Annotated in this window: 12 protein-coding genes; 4 read left to right on the top strand and 8 right to left on the bottom strand. The window is 67.3% G+C overall.

The genetic code is table 11. From position 1 onward, the window contains the following. Window positions 1-25: 25 nt before the first annotated feature. The 8 genes from AB0G63_RS36040 to AB0G63_RS36005 all read right to left on the bottom strand — a co-directional run bounded on the left by AB0G63_RS36040 (window position 26) and on the right by AB0G63_RS36005 (window position 9,764). Window positions 26-403: a cupin domain-containing protein gene (locus AB0G63_RS36040; protein WP_360759139.1), complete on the bottom strand. Its 378-nt coding sequence runs from the start codon at window positions 401-403 to the stop codon at window positions 26-28. After that, window positions 400-1,437, bottom strand: a complete 1,038-nt coding sequence (locus AB0G63_RS36035) for a class I SAM-dependent methyltransferase (protein ID WP_360759137.1) — start codon at window positions 1,435-1,437, stop codon at window positions 400-402. Before AB0G63_RS36035 ends, AB0G63_RS36040 begins: the two co-directional genes overlap by 4 nt. A 65-nt stretch (window positions 1,438-1,502) precedes the next feature. Further along, window positions 1,503-2,630, bottom strand: coding sequence for an FAD-binding oxidoreductase (locus tag AB0G63_RS36030; RefSeq protein ID WP_360759135.1), 1,128 nt, complete (start codon window positions 2,628-2,630; stop codon window positions 1,503-1,505). After that, window positions 2,623-3,582, bottom strand: coding sequence for a hypothetical protein (locus tag AB0G63_RS36025; protein ID WP_360759133.1), 960 nt, complete (start codon window positions 3,580-3,582; stop codon window positions 2,623-2,625). Before AB0G63_RS36025 ends, AB0G63_RS36030 begins: the two co-directional genes overlap by 8 nt. 279 nt (window positions 3,583-3,861) lie before the next feature. Next, window positions 3,862-5,493 (bottom strand): DHA2 family efflux MFS transporter permease subunit, encoded by a 1,632-nt coding sequence (locus AB0G63_RS36020; protein WP_360759131.1) that lies wholly within the window; start codon window positions 5,491-5,493, stop codon window positions 3,862-3,864. A 17-nt stretch (window positions 5,494-5,510) separates the two neighbouring features. Further along, the gene (locus AB0G63_RS36015; RefSeq protein WP_360759129.1) at window positions 5,511-6,614 is read right to left on the bottom strand and encodes an FAD-dependent oxidoreductase; all 1,104 of its coding nucleotides are present in this window, start codon (window positions 6,612-6,614) and stop codon (window positions 5,511-5,513) included. Window positions 6,615-6,740: 126 nt separating this feature from the next. Next, complete coding sequence (locus AB0G63_RS36010; protein ID WP_360759127.1) at window positions 6,741-8,573, bottom strand: transposase; 1,833 nt, start codon at window positions 8,571-8,573, stop codon at window positions 6,741-6,743. 489 nt (window positions 8,574-9,062) lie between these two features. Further along, window positions 9,063-9,764, bottom strand: coding sequence for a TetR/AcrR family transcriptional regulator (locus AB0G63_RS36005; protein WP_360759125.1), 702 nt, complete (start codon window positions 9,762-9,764; stop codon window positions 9,063-9,065). Window positions 9,765-10,383: 619 nt separating this feature from the next. On the opposite strand from AB0G63_RS36005, the gene AB0G63_RS36000 reads away from it, so the two are divergent. From AB0G63_RS36000 to AB0G63_RS35985, 4 genes are read left to right on the top strand one after another with little or no spacing between them, the layout of a single operon-like run. Beyond that, entirely contained in the window at window positions 10,384-11,517 is a 1,134-nt protein-coding gene (locus tag AB0G63_RS36000; RefSeq protein ID WP_360759123.1) for a 3-deoxy-7-phosphoheptulonate synthase, read from the top strand. A gap of 22 nt (window positions 11,518-11,539) precedes the next feature. Next, window positions 11,540-12,310: a 2,3-dihydro-2,3-dihydroxybenzoate dehydrogenase gene (locus AB0G63_RS35995; RefSeq protein WP_360759121.1), complete on the top strand. Its 771-nt coding sequence runs from the start codon at window positions 11,540-11,542 to the stop codon at window positions 12,308-12,310. 28 nt (window positions 12,311-12,338) lie between these two features. Further along, window positions 12,339-12,962, top strand: a complete 624-nt coding sequence (locus tag AB0G63_RS35990) for an isochorismatase family protein (protein ID WP_360759119.1) — start codon at window positions 12,339-12,341, stop codon at window positions 12,960-12,962. Then, window positions 12,959-14,872: an anthranilate synthase family protein gene (locus AB0G63_RS35985; RefSeq protein WP_360759117.1), complete on the top strand. Its 1,914-nt coding sequence runs from the start codon at window positions 12,959-12,961 to the stop codon at window positions 14,870-14,872. The genes AB0G63_RS35990 and AB0G63_RS35985 overlap by 4 nt, the downstream gene beginning before the upstream one ends. The last annotated feature ends 60 nt before the right edge of the window (window positions 14,873-14,932 follow it).

Below are 14,932 nucleotides of genomic sequence, written 5' to 3'. Positions count from 1 at the left end.
TTCGGCTCAAGCCGTGCCGGCGCACTCACAGGTCCGATCCCAACAGGATGCCGAAGCAGTAACTCCCCACCACTGCTTCCTTGGTGACGAAGTAGTGCTCGCTGCCCGCCGGAATGCGCATCACCGCCGGTGAGGTCAGTTCATGACGTACGCCGTCGAGATGCACCTCGATGCGGGCCTGGCCCGGATCCGGCGAGATGAGGAAGTAGATCTCGTCGACCTCGTGGGTGTGCGGCTCTGCGACCGGCTTGTCCACCAGGGCGCTGAGCTCACCACCAGCGATCTGGACCGGCATGCCGCCGAACATGTCGGCGGTGAGGTAGAAGGGCGCGGGCTGGTGATGCCCCGCCACCGCGAGCGGAACGGGAAGCCGGGACACTATCTCGGCGGCGACGCGGCTCACGCTGCCTCCAGAACGAACAGATAGGTGTGCGGGGCGCCGAAGGGCACAGCACGGCGGAGGCGCATGCCTCCCTTGTCGAAGAGCTCCTCGTAGGCCTCACGGGTGTAGATGGGAACGCCCATGAGCGCGTGGGCCAGTTCGAAACCGCTGGAGAAGACCGGCAGGGTGTTCTCGCCGTTCCGCGGCCGCACCGTGGTGTCGCCCAGCAGGAACGTGTTCGCCTTGGGGAAGGCCGCACGCAGCCGGGGAATCACCTGATCGCGGCGGGCCGGGTCGACCAGGAGGTCGTGCAGGAACATGAAGCTCATGACGACATCGGCTTCTTCGGCGCCCTTGACCTGGTGCTCGTTGAAGAGGATGTCGAGCACGTCGGCGCACACGGGCGTGACCGTGCCGTCGAGGCCGTACCGTTCGACGGTGCCGACCGCGAGCTCGGTGGCGGACTTGCTGATGTCGATGCCGATGCCGCGGCTTCCGGGGCGTGCCTTGACCAGCCGGGAGACCCGCTCGCTGACGCCGGCACCGAGGTCGACGAGCGTGGTGAAGTCGAGTTCGGCGATCTCCTCGTCCAGGATGTGCCGCATGAGAGCGGTGTCCGCCTGGGCCGAGCCGAGCGCCACCATCCCCTCGTCGCGATGGAGGTCGACGCCGAATCGGCGCTCCCCGCGGGCGACAGCGGCGGCGTTCGCGAAGACGTCGTGGTAGCCGCCGACGCCCCAGGTGAAGAAGCCGAGCGTCCGGCGGACGTCCTCCCCCGTCGGGGTCGCCTCGACGCGGTCACCGCGCGATCGCAGGTATCCGAAGGATTCCGCGGCGCGGACCAGGGCGTGGACGATCGTCTCGTCCAGCTCGTTCTCACGGCAGAACGAGGCGACCTCGACGGAACCGTCGTCCTGGAGCTTCCGGAACATTCCAAGGCGCTCGAGTGCGTGCACCACGTGCGCGCAGATGAAGCCGTTGAAGGCGGTATCGGGATTCAGTGGTGTCAGGGCCTCGCCCTGCCACTGCGCAGTGAAGGTTTGTACCGGCGACAATCGTCTACACCTCTCGGGGAAGCGGCGGACGGGCAGGGGCGCCGTCCGCCGCGAGGACGATCTGGTCAGAAGGCCTCGAGCCGGGCCAGGTTGGTGGCGATCGAGTACGGGGTCAGGTCCACGCTGGGCTGGTGACCCAGGTAGAGGTCACGGATGATCTGGCCGGCGACCGGCGCCTGCGCCAGTCCGTGGCCGGTGAAACCGGCGGCGAAGAGGATCCGCTCGTGCTCGCCGCCCGCCTTGCCGATGAGGGCCGACTTCGTCGGCGTGACGTCGAGGGTTCCGGTCCACGCGCTGTGCAGCTTGACGTTCTTCAGGCGTGGGTACCACTTCGGCAGCTCCTCGACGGCCGCCTGGAACCAGATGTCCCGCATGCCGTCCTGCTTGGAGATGCGCTCCAGGCCGACGAGGAAGGACTTGCCCATGCCCATCGTCTTCAGACCGGACACGGGGTGGAACGTGAATGGCGAATCGTGCACGTCGCCCTCGTCGACGAGCGGGTCGGTGTGCAGCAGCTCGGCGAACTGTCCCCACACCGGCAGGTCCAGGCCGGCCATCTTGGCGACCTCGCCGCTCCACGGTCCGGCCGCGATGACGATCGCCTCCGCGGTGAAGTCACCCGACGTCGTGCTGACCACGCCGCTGCCGGCGTCCAGCCCGGTCACGGTGATACCGCTGAGCAGTCGCGCGCCGAGCTTCTTCGCGCCGTCGGCGTATCCCTGGACGATCACCTCCGGCTTGACGCGGTACGTCTGCGGGTTCCAGACCGCAGCCTCGATCGTGTCCGGGTCGAGCCAGGGGTTGAGCTCCACCGCCTGCGCGGCGGTCAGCAGTTCCAGCTCCGCACCGGCCTCGCGGTGGTCGGGCAGCTCCGCCTCCAGCTCGGCCGCCTGCTGCGGGCTGGTCAGCACCGTCAGCAGCCCGAGGTTGGCCAGTCCGAGATCGACCCCCATGCCCCCGGCGAAGGTCTTGAAGTCCTCCAGGCTGCGTGCGGCCAGCTCGGAGTCGTGCGGCTTCCGCGGGAAGTAGGTGCGGAACGCACGGGCGGTCTGGGACGTGGTCGCGGCACCGAACTGATTCTTCTCCAGCAGGAGGACGTCGACGCCCGCCTTGGCGCAGTGGTAGGCGATGGAGGTACCGATCACCCCGCCGCCGATGATCAGCAGTTCCGCCGTGTTCTTCTGTTCAGACATTCGCACTCCTCGTGACGGTCGGACGGTAGGTCCAGCTGTCGCCTTCCAGATCCCACGGGAACAGCTGAAGATTCCAGGCACCGATGGAGTTGACATACGTCGCCATCTGCGCCATCAGCGCGACAAAATCTTCGCGGGTGGTGATTCCGTCAAGGGCGGCAATCACCTCTTTGGTGATGTCCCACAGCGTGTTCAAGCCGCAGTAGCCGAGGAACTCGGTCGGCTTGACCAGCAAGATCTTGGCCATCTCGAGCAACGCCGAGAGCGGGATTTCGGTCAGCCGGGCCGCACGCACGAGACTCGTGTAGGAGACATAACCCAGCGGCCGGGTCTCACCATTGACGGCGACCAGCGTCGTCAATACCGAATTCTTCGTTCCGGCCCCGGACGGGAACTTTCCTTCGTGGATGTCGACCAGTTCATCCGTCGGGTCGACCAGCACGCGCTCGGTTTCCGCGGCGATCCGCTCGACCAGCGCGCGGACCCGCTCGGACTCGGCGTCCATCCGCCGCACTCCGTGGCCGGCCGGTCCGTCCACCCGCCGCACCTGGGCGATCACGGGCTCACCGTTGCGGTACACGGAGTCCCAGATCAGCTGGCCGATCTTCGGCAGCGACTCGACGTCCTCGGGCACGACCGAGCCGATCGGCGAGGTCGGCATCGGCTCGGTCAGCTCGCCGTACTTGATGGTCAGGTGCTGCACGGCGGAAAGGAACACCGTGCCTATGGGCTGAATCTTTCGATCCACCTTGTAATCCGGAACCGCGTGCAGCAGATCGTGCGCCGGCGGCACGTGGTACATGCAGTCACCGGCCACGAGTGCGTGACCCTGCAAAGTCCGGTACGGCAGTGCTGCCCAGAGCGGCTCGACACAGTCTGCGTTACGGCCTTCGTCGAGGGTGATCCGGACCCTGGCGCCGATCGACTCCCAGGCGATCTCAATTTGGCGCATTATGCCCCCAGCTCGTTGTACTCGACCCCTGTTGCCGGACAGAGCGCACGCCAGGTTCCCAGGGGAGTTGGATTTCAGTCACGGGCGAGATCCCGTCACGACCGACTATAGGAGCGGCGTGATTCCGTCGGTCAATAACGGTGGCATCTTTGTCAGAACGCCGGTTGTTTGTCACTTCGCGGCCCGGGCCCTATTCCAGGCATGCCAAATGCCGGCACCTGCCGGGCAGGCACCGACATTACCGGCACGATCAGCCGGGGACGATGAGCGTCGGAGTCCTCAGCCCGATCGCCCCGTCGGCATGTGGGCCTGACTCGCGCTCCCCGGACCCGCCGCGGGCGCCTGGGCCGCGGGACGCGCCAGCCTCGAGGCACAGAGCAGCGCTGTCAGGCAGACCGCGACGGGCAGCACCGCGGTCTCCCGCAGGGCGTCGACGAGCCCGTCCCGGAGCACCGCGTCGCCCGCAGCGCGGATCCTGTCGACGGCCTCGGGCGGCTGGCCGAGGGACAGCGTGCCGGCGAACGTGTCACCACCCCGCAGGGTGGTGGCGCTGATTCCGGCGAAGTGGTCGATGAACGAGGTTCTGACCTCCGGCGGCAACTCGGCCGCCCGCTCGGCGGCATGCTCGTGCAGTGAGGCGCTGAGCCGGTTCTGCAGCAACGCGCCGATCGCGGATCCGCCGAGCACCGCCCCGATCTGCCGGGTGGTGTTGAAGACGCCGGACGCGCCTCCGGCCAGTTTCGGGTCCAGATCACCGACGGCCAAGTTGGCCGTGAGGACGAACACGCAACCGACACCGAGACCCGTGATCACCAGCGCGGGAACGAACTGCCAGGGGTGTGCGCCGACTTTGGCCTGAACCGCCAGCAGGGTCAGTCCGGCGGCGTACGCGACCAGGCCGAGCATGAGCATCGGCTTGCGGCCCATGCGGTCGGACAACCGGCCGCCGATCGGGGCGACCAGGCCCGACGCGAACGAGGCCACGGCCAGCGTCATCCCGGCCGTGCTCGGCGACAGGCCCAGCACGAACTGCAGATAGATCGTCATGGGCAGTGCCAGGCCGATCATCGCGAAGCCGAAACACAGCATGGTGGCGCTGGCCACCGAGAAGCCACGGTTGGCGAACAGGGCGAGCGGAACCAGCGGCTCCCGGTTCCCGACCCGTTGCACCAGCACGAAGACGGCGAGCAGCAGCCCGCCGAGGGCGAGCAGCAACCAGATCGACAGGGGACCGGCGACGGTGCCCCAGTGGTATCGCTCGCCTTCGAGCAGGCCGAAGCTGATGGCGAACAGCGCCAGGCACATCAGGATCATGCCGGGGATGTCGAACCGGTGGTGGGCACCCGGTCGTGGGTCCGGAACGACCAACACCGCGAGGATCACGCCGAGGACCCCGATCGGCACGTTCACCAGGAAGATCCACTGCCAGCCGAGCGCGTCGACGAGCACCCCGCCGAGCAGTGGACCGCTCACTGTGGACAGCGCGGCGACCATGCCCCACACCCCGATGGCGGCTCCCCGCCGGTTCGGCGGGAACAGCATCGTGATGAAGGCGAAGGTCTGCGGGCCGAGCATGGCCGCACCGATGCCGGCGAGAACGCGGGCCGCGATCAGCTGGTCGGCACTCGTCGCGGCGCCGCAGAGCGCGGAGGCCACCGTGAAGACGACGAGGCCGGCCACGTAGAGCCGTTTCGGCCCGAACCGGTCTCCCAGTCTGCCCGCGGCGATCAGCAGCACGGCCAGGGCGAGCACATAACCGTTGACGACCCACAGGATCTGGTCGAAGCCGGCGTTCAGATCGGCCTGGACGGCGGGAATGGCCACGTTGACGATCGAGGTGTCGAGCAGCGTCATGAAGAACCCGGCACACAGCACGCCCAACACGCCCCAGGGGCTGCTCCGGATGCGCACTCCCGCTCCTCGGGTGGTCATGCCCCGTTGCGGGCCAGTGAGAACGGCGTGATGTCGACGTCGGGCCGCCGACCGAGATAGAGATCGCGGATGATCTTGCCGGTGGCGGGTGCCTGGCCGAGTTCGTGGCCGGTGAATCCGGCGGCGAAGAAGATCCGCTCGTGCTTGCCGCTCGCCTTGCCGATGAGCGCCGTCTTCGAGGGTGTGACGTCCAGGGTTCCGGTCCAGGCACTGTGCAGCTTGACGTCTCGCAGTCGCGGGTAGCGTTGTGCGACCTCTTGGCGAGCCGCCTCGTACCAGATGTCCCGCATGCCCTGCTTCTTGGAGAAGCGCTCGAGTCCCACCAGGAAGGACGGCCCGATCCCCATCGTCTTCAGTCCGGCGCCGGGGTGGAACGTGAACGGCGCGTCGACGTCGGCCTCGCCGACCGGGTCGGTGCGGTACAGCTCGGCGTACTGGCCCCACAGCGGCAGTTTCAAGCCGGCCATGTCGGCGATATCACCACTGCACTGCCCGGCGGCGATGACGATCGCCTCCGCGGTGAAATCGGCCCGTGTAGTGGCGACGTGGCCGGTGAGCGGGTCCAACTCGGTGGCGACCGCGCCGCTCATCAGGTGGGCGCCGTGCTTGCGTGCCCCCTCGGTATAGGACCGGAGCACCTCGTCAGCTCTGAGGTGGATCATCTGCGGGCACCAGACCGCCGCTTCGACGTCTGCCGCGTCCAGCCAGGGGTTGCGCCGGACGGCCTCCGCGGCGGTCAACAACTCCAGTCGCACGCCGGCTTCGCGCTGTGCGGGCAACTCCGCCTCCAACGCGGTCGCCTGCTCCGGGGTGTCCGCCACGACGAGCATCCCGGTCTCCGTGATCCCGAGATCGGCGCCCATGGTGGCGCCGAACGAACGGAAGTCGTCAAGGCTGCGCACCACGAGTTCGGAGTCGTGCACCTGCCCCGGAAAGTAGGTGCGGAACGCGCCCGCGGTCTGGGTCGCGGTGGATTCGGGCTCATCCCGCTCCAGGAGGACGACATCAATTCCCGCCTCCGCGCAGTGGTAGGCAATCGACATGGCGATCACGCCGGTACCGATGATCAGTAGTTCTGTCGTGTTCTTCTGCTCAGGCATGTGTGATCTCCCATGACGTGGCCTGCCCGCGGCGATACCGGCAACGTATCAGCGGCGTTAATTCACTTCGGTCAGAAAGAATGAGCTTTGTCACCTTCTCGTCCGCGCAGGAAAGGCGGCTCCGCCTCAGCGGCCTGACATGTCCGGCAGGTGTCCGGGGCCGACCAGCACTCGCGCGGCGTGCGCCGCCGAGGCAAGGGTGACGTGCCGATGCCAGCCCGGGTAGGACCGGCCGCTGAAGTCCCAGATGCCGACCTGTTCGGAAATCTCCTCAAGGTCACGGTCGACCCGCTGCAGGAGTCTGGTCAGGCCCACTATGGAGGCGATCGGCATCGACGTCAGGGTCGTGACCCACAGCTCCTCGTTCGTGCTTTCACCGAGCGGACTGACCGTGAGCAATTGCATCGGAGGCTGCCGGAAATCGGATCCGATCGGTGCCTGGACGTCGACGGCCGCGACCATGAGCGCCTTCGGCGTCCCGGAATCCAGAACGGTTATCGGGCGCCGACGGTATTTGGCCGCCTCCGCGATCTGACGGGCGATCTGCGGGGCGTGCGGACGATAGCCGGCGAGACCCGCGTCGTTGACGTACAGCGGCATGCTGTGCGGAATCCGCACAAGGACGGGGAACCTGGCCGTGCACAGTGTCCGGAAGAGCTGGGTGGTGTCCAGATCACGCCCGTCGAGCAGCGCGGGAGGGTCGCTTTCCCGGTGCTCACCGGGAACCCGCAGGAAGGCCTGGGCCATGCATTCACCGAGCGACTCGGCACGCAGGTTGTCGGGGAGCGCCGCGCGGCTGCGCCGCTGATCGTCTTCCAGCCACTCCTTGGGCATCTGGAGCCGCCAGCCCACGGGGAAACTGCCCTGCCCGGACACGGCCAGGACCCCGACCGCCTGCTGGGCGTGCACGGCCTTGCGGCGGGCGGGGCAGAACCGCCTGCTCACGCCCACTGTGTGCAGGCCCGCCTTGGGAATCATGACCGGGCGGATGACCCACGCCTCGGGCGCCGACGCGCTCCTGACGTACTGGGCCAGTGCGGCGCGGACCGGCTCCCAGCCCCACGTCGAGTCGCTGATGAAGTGGTGCAGGCGCTGGTCGATCCCCGGTCCGCCGATGAACGCCGCGATGTTCCTGATCGTCTTGCGGCCCGGCGTCTGAAGCAGTCCCAGCAGGTACTGCCGGGCCCGCTGCCGTTGGTCACGGCGGACCAGCATGCCGAACAAGTCGTCGCACAACTCGTCGAGGAGGGTGATGTCGAGCGGTCCCGTCTCCTCACGGCGGACATGGTCCGGCTGCGGAGCGGACCCGCCGCCGGATGTCAGGTACGGCCGATGCCCGGGCAGCTGTCGCACTGGCGTCTCCTGCTGGGGCAGGACCCGTTCGCAGGTGATCCCCCGAACGTCGGCCATGCAGATCGGGCGGCCGCGGCCGTCGAGCGTGGTGCGCATGGCCGACGCGACGTCCGGGGCGGTCGAACACCCGCGCTTCGCGCCCAGGGCTTCCGGTACGAGACCGGCCGCCGCCCTGATGTCCCGATCCGGCTGCTGCGCAGGAGACTTGGGGAACTGATCCGACTCCGCCCCGCGGCCGGCGAGTGACGACGGCACGCCCCGTCCGTCGTTCGGCCTGCCCGCCGGGACGAACACGTCCCTCTCGTCACCATCGACGAAGATGACGTCGATGGACTGCTCACCGCGGAGTTGCACCGCCTTCAGACGGTGCATTCCTTCGATCACTCGCATGGTGTTGCGATGCACGACGATCGGCGGCAGCTTCCCCGACAACTGGGAAAGCATTTCTACGTACTCGTCGCTCTCGCCCCTGCTCCGACCGGTCACATCCGGCCACAGGCTGCGTATCGGAATGGTCCTGACCTGCCCGGACTCCCGCGTGTCCTGATCAGGAAATATCGTATCGGTTCGGTCCGGGCTGGCGACTGATAACGGTGTGCACCTCATCGACGACAATCCCCCTGTTTCTTTTGTCAGTGTCAGTGCTTCATCAAGCCGCAGGCTGCGTCACAAAAAAGCGCCGGACGCACCTTCCGGAAAGTCCCGCATCCAGATCGTCAGCGGGCGGCGCTTCATTTCTCCGAACCGACAGCTTTCCCACGTTCGACTGAGCTTTTGAACCTCGACACACATTCCTGGGACGACGGTCTTTTGACCACTTTCGGCCGAGAAATCCACGGTCCATGAATCTCTCCGGTCGTGGCCGAACAAAGCTGAAAAAGACCCCAGGTGAAACTCGAAGGCGAAAATCCACGCGAGATTATTTGACCCTCTCGCCCAACAGGAAAGACATCTTCACCTGGCCCGGACGCCGGACGTACAGGATCAGGGCAGGCAGAATCCACTCACCGAAACCGAGAGAAAAAGAAGACGAAGCAGCTGGCCGCGGCTGTGACCAGATGACCCGCTAAAAAACGAGAAATCGATTTCCGGGAACTATCGCAATACCCATCCGCGCCTCACACGGTCGGACGTTTCCCGCTCGCCCGAGTCAGGTCGGTAGAGACGGAGGAATGCCTTGACGCCGCCGACGACGAGCTGGGTGATCTCGGCCTCGCCGATGGGGATCGCGCCATAGAACGACCGCTGCGCCACGCTGACGAAGGTCAGCAGATAGAAGTGCAGCGCCGCAGTGTCGGCATCGTCGAAGGCGAGGAGGCCGTGGTCGGCCATCTGGGACATATACCTGGCGAGCTCCTGCTTGAACGCCCGGGGCCCGGTGTCCTGCCAGGCCTCCAGCACCGCCGGCGGGATACGCGCCGCCTCGGCCTGAATGGTGCGGACCAAGGCGAAGTGCCCCGCGAACGCCGTGGGCGAGCTGGCCCACTCCAGCGCGAAGGCGACGAGATCCTCCTCGAGATCGAGGATCTTGCGCAGATGCCGGTCCGCGATCCGGGTGTGGGTCTCGGCCACCTCCGCGGAGCCTTCGAGGATGACCGACAGAAACAGCTGTTCCTTGTCCTGGTAGTGGTTGTAAATAGTGCGCTTGGACACGCCGGCTTCCGCCGCGATCATGTCGACGCTGGCACCGCTGTACCCCTTCTGCCCGAACACCGCCCGCGCCGCCTGAGCGATGGCGCGATGTTTGTCGGGTTGACCACGGTGCGTTCGCTGGGGTACTGAACCCTGACTGCTCATCTACCCTCTCAACAGATCACGCCGCGCATCCAGAGCGGGAGGGGTGGGCGGTCATGGTCGTGCATCTCGAGCGCGGGCGCCGCTTCCCCAATGTGGTGCCTCCCGGCACCCGACCCCCTGGCAATGCGGCACTTCCGCATCACTCAGATCTGTACGCAGCTGCTCAACGGCGGTCACCACCATCGATCAAGCGGCGCTGATCACCGTGTTCACTTCCAAGTCCCTTGGCTCGAACGTTATACCGAGCGGTATAAGTACGCAACTACCTGTTGCAGAAGCCTGCATCGACGGGCGCCCGACGGAGTCGCCGACCTGATGGACTGCCAGCCCACTTGACGAAGTCAGGTGACGGGAGTTTGCCGCGCTGTCGGCCAACCAGAAGACTGGCAACGCGCTGGGAGTGGACCTCGTTGCCCGTGAGGTCAGGGTTGTACCTCCTGGCGATCGAGTTGCATGCCCGCCCTACCGTGCGGATCGCCACAGCACGGCACCGACATCCGTCCGTAGCTGGACACGTATGGAGCAGCTCCCGGGGGTCACTGTGCTCACCACTCATTCGTCTCTGGACCGATCGGCTGACTTGCACGACGTTGTCCGTGACTGCGACCTGAGGCCGGCCATGCAGCAACCGCAATGGGGCGACCAGTCGCTGGTTCGACGAGTGCGCCAGGAACTGGCGGCCCGCCCAGGGCTGGTCACAGGCGAGGACGTGGACACTCTGCGTTCCCTGCTGGCCATCGTCGCCGCCGGCGATGCCGACGTGATCCAGGCGGGCGACTGCGCCGAGGATCCCACCGAATGCACGCCGGGCTACGTGGCCCGCAAGGCGGGGCTGCTGGACGTGCTCGCGGGCATGATGAAGATGAACACCCACAAGCCCGTACTGCGCGCGGGCCGGCTGGCCGGCCAGTTCGCCAAGCCTCGCTCCCGGCCCACCGAGCGGGTCGGAGATCTCGAACTGCCCGTGTACCGCGGCCACATGGTGAACGGCCCGGAGCCCGACCTCGAGTGCCGACGCCCCGATCCCAAGCGCATGCTGACGGGTTACTGGGCGGCCAGTGCGGTCATGAGCCACCTGGGCTGGCCCGACCGGGGCCGGAGCCCGGACATCGACCCGTTGATCTGGACCAGTCACGAGGCGGCGTTGCTCGACTACGAGCTGCCGATGCTGCGCAGGCTCGACTGCGGGCGCCTGCTGCTGTCCTCGACACACTGGCCCTGGGTGGGTGAGCGGACCCGGCAGCTGGACGGCGCCCATATCGCCCTGCTCGCGCAGGTGGCGAATCCGGTGGCCTGCAAGGTCGGTCCCCGTATGACGGCCGACGAACTGCTGGCCCTGTGCGAACGCCTCGACCCGCAACGGGAGCCGGGCAGGCTCACCCTGATCAGCCGGATGGGCGCCGACAACATCGCCGAACGGCTTCCGGCGCTGGTCTCCGCCGTGCGTGCCGCGGGACACCCGGTGATCTGGCTGTGCGACCCGATGCACGGCAACACGGTCACGACACCGGACGGGCTCAAGACGCGTTTCGTACAGACGTTGGTGCAGGAGGTACTCGAGTTCCAGGTCGCGGTCCGCAACTCGGGCGGGGTCGCGGGCGGACTCCATCTGGAAACCACGCCGGACGACGTGACCGAATGCGTGCAGAGCGAGTCCGGCGTCGGTCACGTCGGGGACAAGTACACCAGTTTCTGTGACCCGCGTCTCAACCCCGGCCAGGCCGTCTCGGTGGTCTCGGCATGGCGGGGCTGAGGCCCACCAAGGAGGTCGGTGCATGGAAAACAAGGTTGCTCTCGTCACTGGGGCCGCGAGCGGGATCGGCGCGACCGTCGCCCGTGCGCTCGCCCAGCGCGGTGCGCGGGTCGCCGCGGTGGACCACAACGCCTCCCGCCTCGGCGCGGCAGTGGAGAAGATGACCGCTGACGGCCTGCACGTCGAGGCGTTCGCGGCCGACGTCACCGACGGCACGGCCGTGGAGGAAGTCGTGGAACGGGCCGAACGGCGTTTGGGCCCCGTCGAGTTCCTCGTCAACGCCGCCGGTGTGCTCCGTCTGGGGCAGGCACGCAGTCTCACGGACGATGACTGGGCCGCCACGTTCGCGGTCAACGCGACGGGTGTCTTCCTGATGTCCAGGGCCGTGGTCAACCGAATGGTGCCCCGCTCACGCGGCGCGATCGTCACCGTGGCGTCCAACGCGGCCGGCACGGCCCGTGCGGAAATGGCGGCGTATTCCGCGTCCAAGGCCGCGGCGACCATGTTCACCAAGTGCCTCGGCCTGGAGGTCGCCGAATACGGGATCCGGTGCAACCTGGTCGCGCCCGGATCGACCGACACTCCCATGCTCAGGTCCATGTGGCAGGACGAGACCGGTCCGAGAGCGACGATCGAGGGCAGGCTCGAAGCCTTCCGGGTCGGCATTCCGCTCCGCAAGCTGGCCCAGCCGTCGGACATCGCGAACGCGGTGGTGTTCCTGCTGTCCGACCAGGCCGCGCACATCACGATGCACGACCTGACCGTCGACGGCGGCGCCTCCCTCGGTGTCTGAGAAACCCTTGGTGGTAAAGGAGGACTTCATGGCAGGCATCCCTGCCATCGCGCCCTACCCGATGCCGACGTCGGCCGAGTTGCCCGGCAACGTCGCGCAGTGGGCTGTCGATCCGGAACGAGCGGTGCTGCTCATCCATGACATGCAGCGCTACTTCCTACGCCCTCTCCCCGACGGCATCCGGCAGGACCTGGTCCGGAACACGGCGCTGCTTCGGGAACGCTTCTCCGGACTCGGAGCGCCGATCGCCTACACGGCGCAGCCCGGCAGCATGACAGAGGAACAACGCGGTCTGCTGAAGGACTTCTGGGGTCCCGGGATGAACACCGATCCGGCCGACCGGGCGATAGTCGAGGCGTTGTCCCCGGCCGAAGAGGACTGGGTGTTCACCAAATGGCGCTACAGCGCCTTCTTCCGATCCGACCTGCGCGAGCGACTGAACGAGTGCGGTAGAGACCAGCTTGTGATCTGTGGTGTGTACGGGCACGTCGGCGTACTGACGACCGCGCTCGAGGCGTTCTCCCACGACGTGGAGACCTTCATCGTCGCGGACGCCATCGCGGACTTCTCCGCCGACCACCACCGGCTGACGCTCGAGTACGCCGCTCAGCGCTGCGCGGTGGTCACCACTGTCAAGGAGATACTGGCATGACAGCGTCCGGGCAAGCGGACGACTTGCTCGACCGGGTACTCGTGCCCCAGCCACCCGCCTTCGCCCTACTGCACCGTCCCGAGACCGGCAAGGGTCTACTGGACGTCCTGGTCGGCGATGCGTCCACGGTGGACACCATCGCGGATGTTCCGCTGGCCGGCTCCGGCCGCCGGCCAGGACATGACGTACTGGTGCTCATGCCCTACCGGCAGATCGCCGAGCGTGGTTTCGCGTGCGTCGACGATGGCGAGCCGCTGATCGCGATCACCGTCACCGACCAGGCCACCATGCCGTGTCCGCAGGCGCTGGCCAAGTTGCCCGCCCTGCCGACCCGGCTGTCCGGCGCCCACTTCGACGTGTCCGATGACGAGTACGCCGAACTCGTCCGCAAGGTCATCACCGACGAGATCGGCCGCGGCGAGGGCGCGAACTTCGTGATCCAGCGATCCTTTGTCGCGGACATCACGGACTACACACTCCACCACGCGCTGTCGTTCTTCCGTCGGCTGCTGCAACAGGAGACCGGCGCCTACTGGACGTTCATCGTCCACACGGGCAGCCGCACCTTCGTCGGCGCGACACCGGAACGGCACATCAGTCTGGCGGGCGGCACCGCGGTGATGAATCCCATCAGCGGCACCTACCGCTATCCGCCGTCCGGTCCGGCTCTGCCGGACGTACTGCGGTTCCTCGACGACCGCAAGGAGATCGACGAGCTCTACATGGTCCTGGACGAGGAACTCAAGATGATGGCCAGGATCTGCCATGCCGGCGGCCGGGTGACCGGGCCCTACCTGAAGGAAATGGCGCGGCTGGCTCACACCGAGTACTTCATCGAGGGGCACACCACCCAGGATCCGCGCGAGATCCTGCGTCAGACGATGTTCGCCCCCACCGTGACCGGAAGTCCGCTGGAGAGCGCCTGCCGGGCCATCAGCAGGTACGAACCGCGGGGCCGCGGCTACTACAGCGGAGTCGCCGCGCTGATCGGCCGCGACGAAGAGGGCCGGCACACCATGGACTCCGCCATCCTGATCCGCACCGCCGACATCGGTGGTGACGGCAGGATCCGGATCGGGGTGGGCGCCACCCTCGTCCGCCACTCCCGTCCGGCATCCGAGGTCGCCGAGACCAAGGCCAAGGCCTCCGGGCTGCTCTCGGCACTGCAGGCCGACGAACCCTCCCGCCTCGCGGACCATCCACAGGTCCGCACCGCCCTCGCCCGGCGCAACACCGGCATCGCCGATTTCTGGCTGGACACGGCGAAGAAGCGAGCCCGTCCGCTGCCGGCGCTCGTCGGGCGCCGTGTACTGGTGGTCGACGCGGAGGACACGTTCACCGCCATGCTCGACCACCAGCTGCGGTCGCTGGGGCTTCAGGTGAAGGTGCGTCGCTTCGACGAGCAGTACACCTTCGACGGCCATGATCTGGTCGTCATGGGCCCGGGTCCGGGGGATCCGCGCGACACCGATCATCCGAAGATCGCCCATCTGCACACGGCGATCGGCCAGCTACTGGCCGAGCGGCGGCCGTTCCTCGCCGTCTGCCTCAGTCACCAGGTGCTCTCCCTGCAACTGGGACTGAAGGTGGTCCGCAGGGACGTCCCGAACCAGGGCCTGCAGAGCGAGATCGACCTCTTCGGGGCGCGGGAACAGGTCGGCTTCTACAACACCTTCGCCGCCCGCAGCACCGAGGACAAGATCAGCTACCCCGGCGTCGGCATGGTGGAGGTCAGCCGGGACGTGGCGACGGGGGAGGTGCACGCGCTGCGCGGGCTCGGCTTCGCCTCCATGCAGTTCCACGCCGAGTCGGTACTGACCCGGGACGGAGTCCGGATCATCGGCACACGCCTGGCCGAGATCCTGGATCACTGGCCTTCCCGGGAGGGGGCTTGGGGCAGCGCGGTGTGAGCAGGAGCCCTTCCGGGCCCCGCGGAGACAGGCCGGTCAGGCCGGGCCGCCCGAGTCCCA

Source organism: Streptomyces sp. NPDC020996, assembly GCF_040641355.1.
Lineage (GTDB): Bacteria > Actinomycetota > Actinomycetes > Streptomycetales > Streptomycetaceae > Streptomyces.
This window is presented reverse-complemented; position numbering and strand designations above follow the sequence as displayed.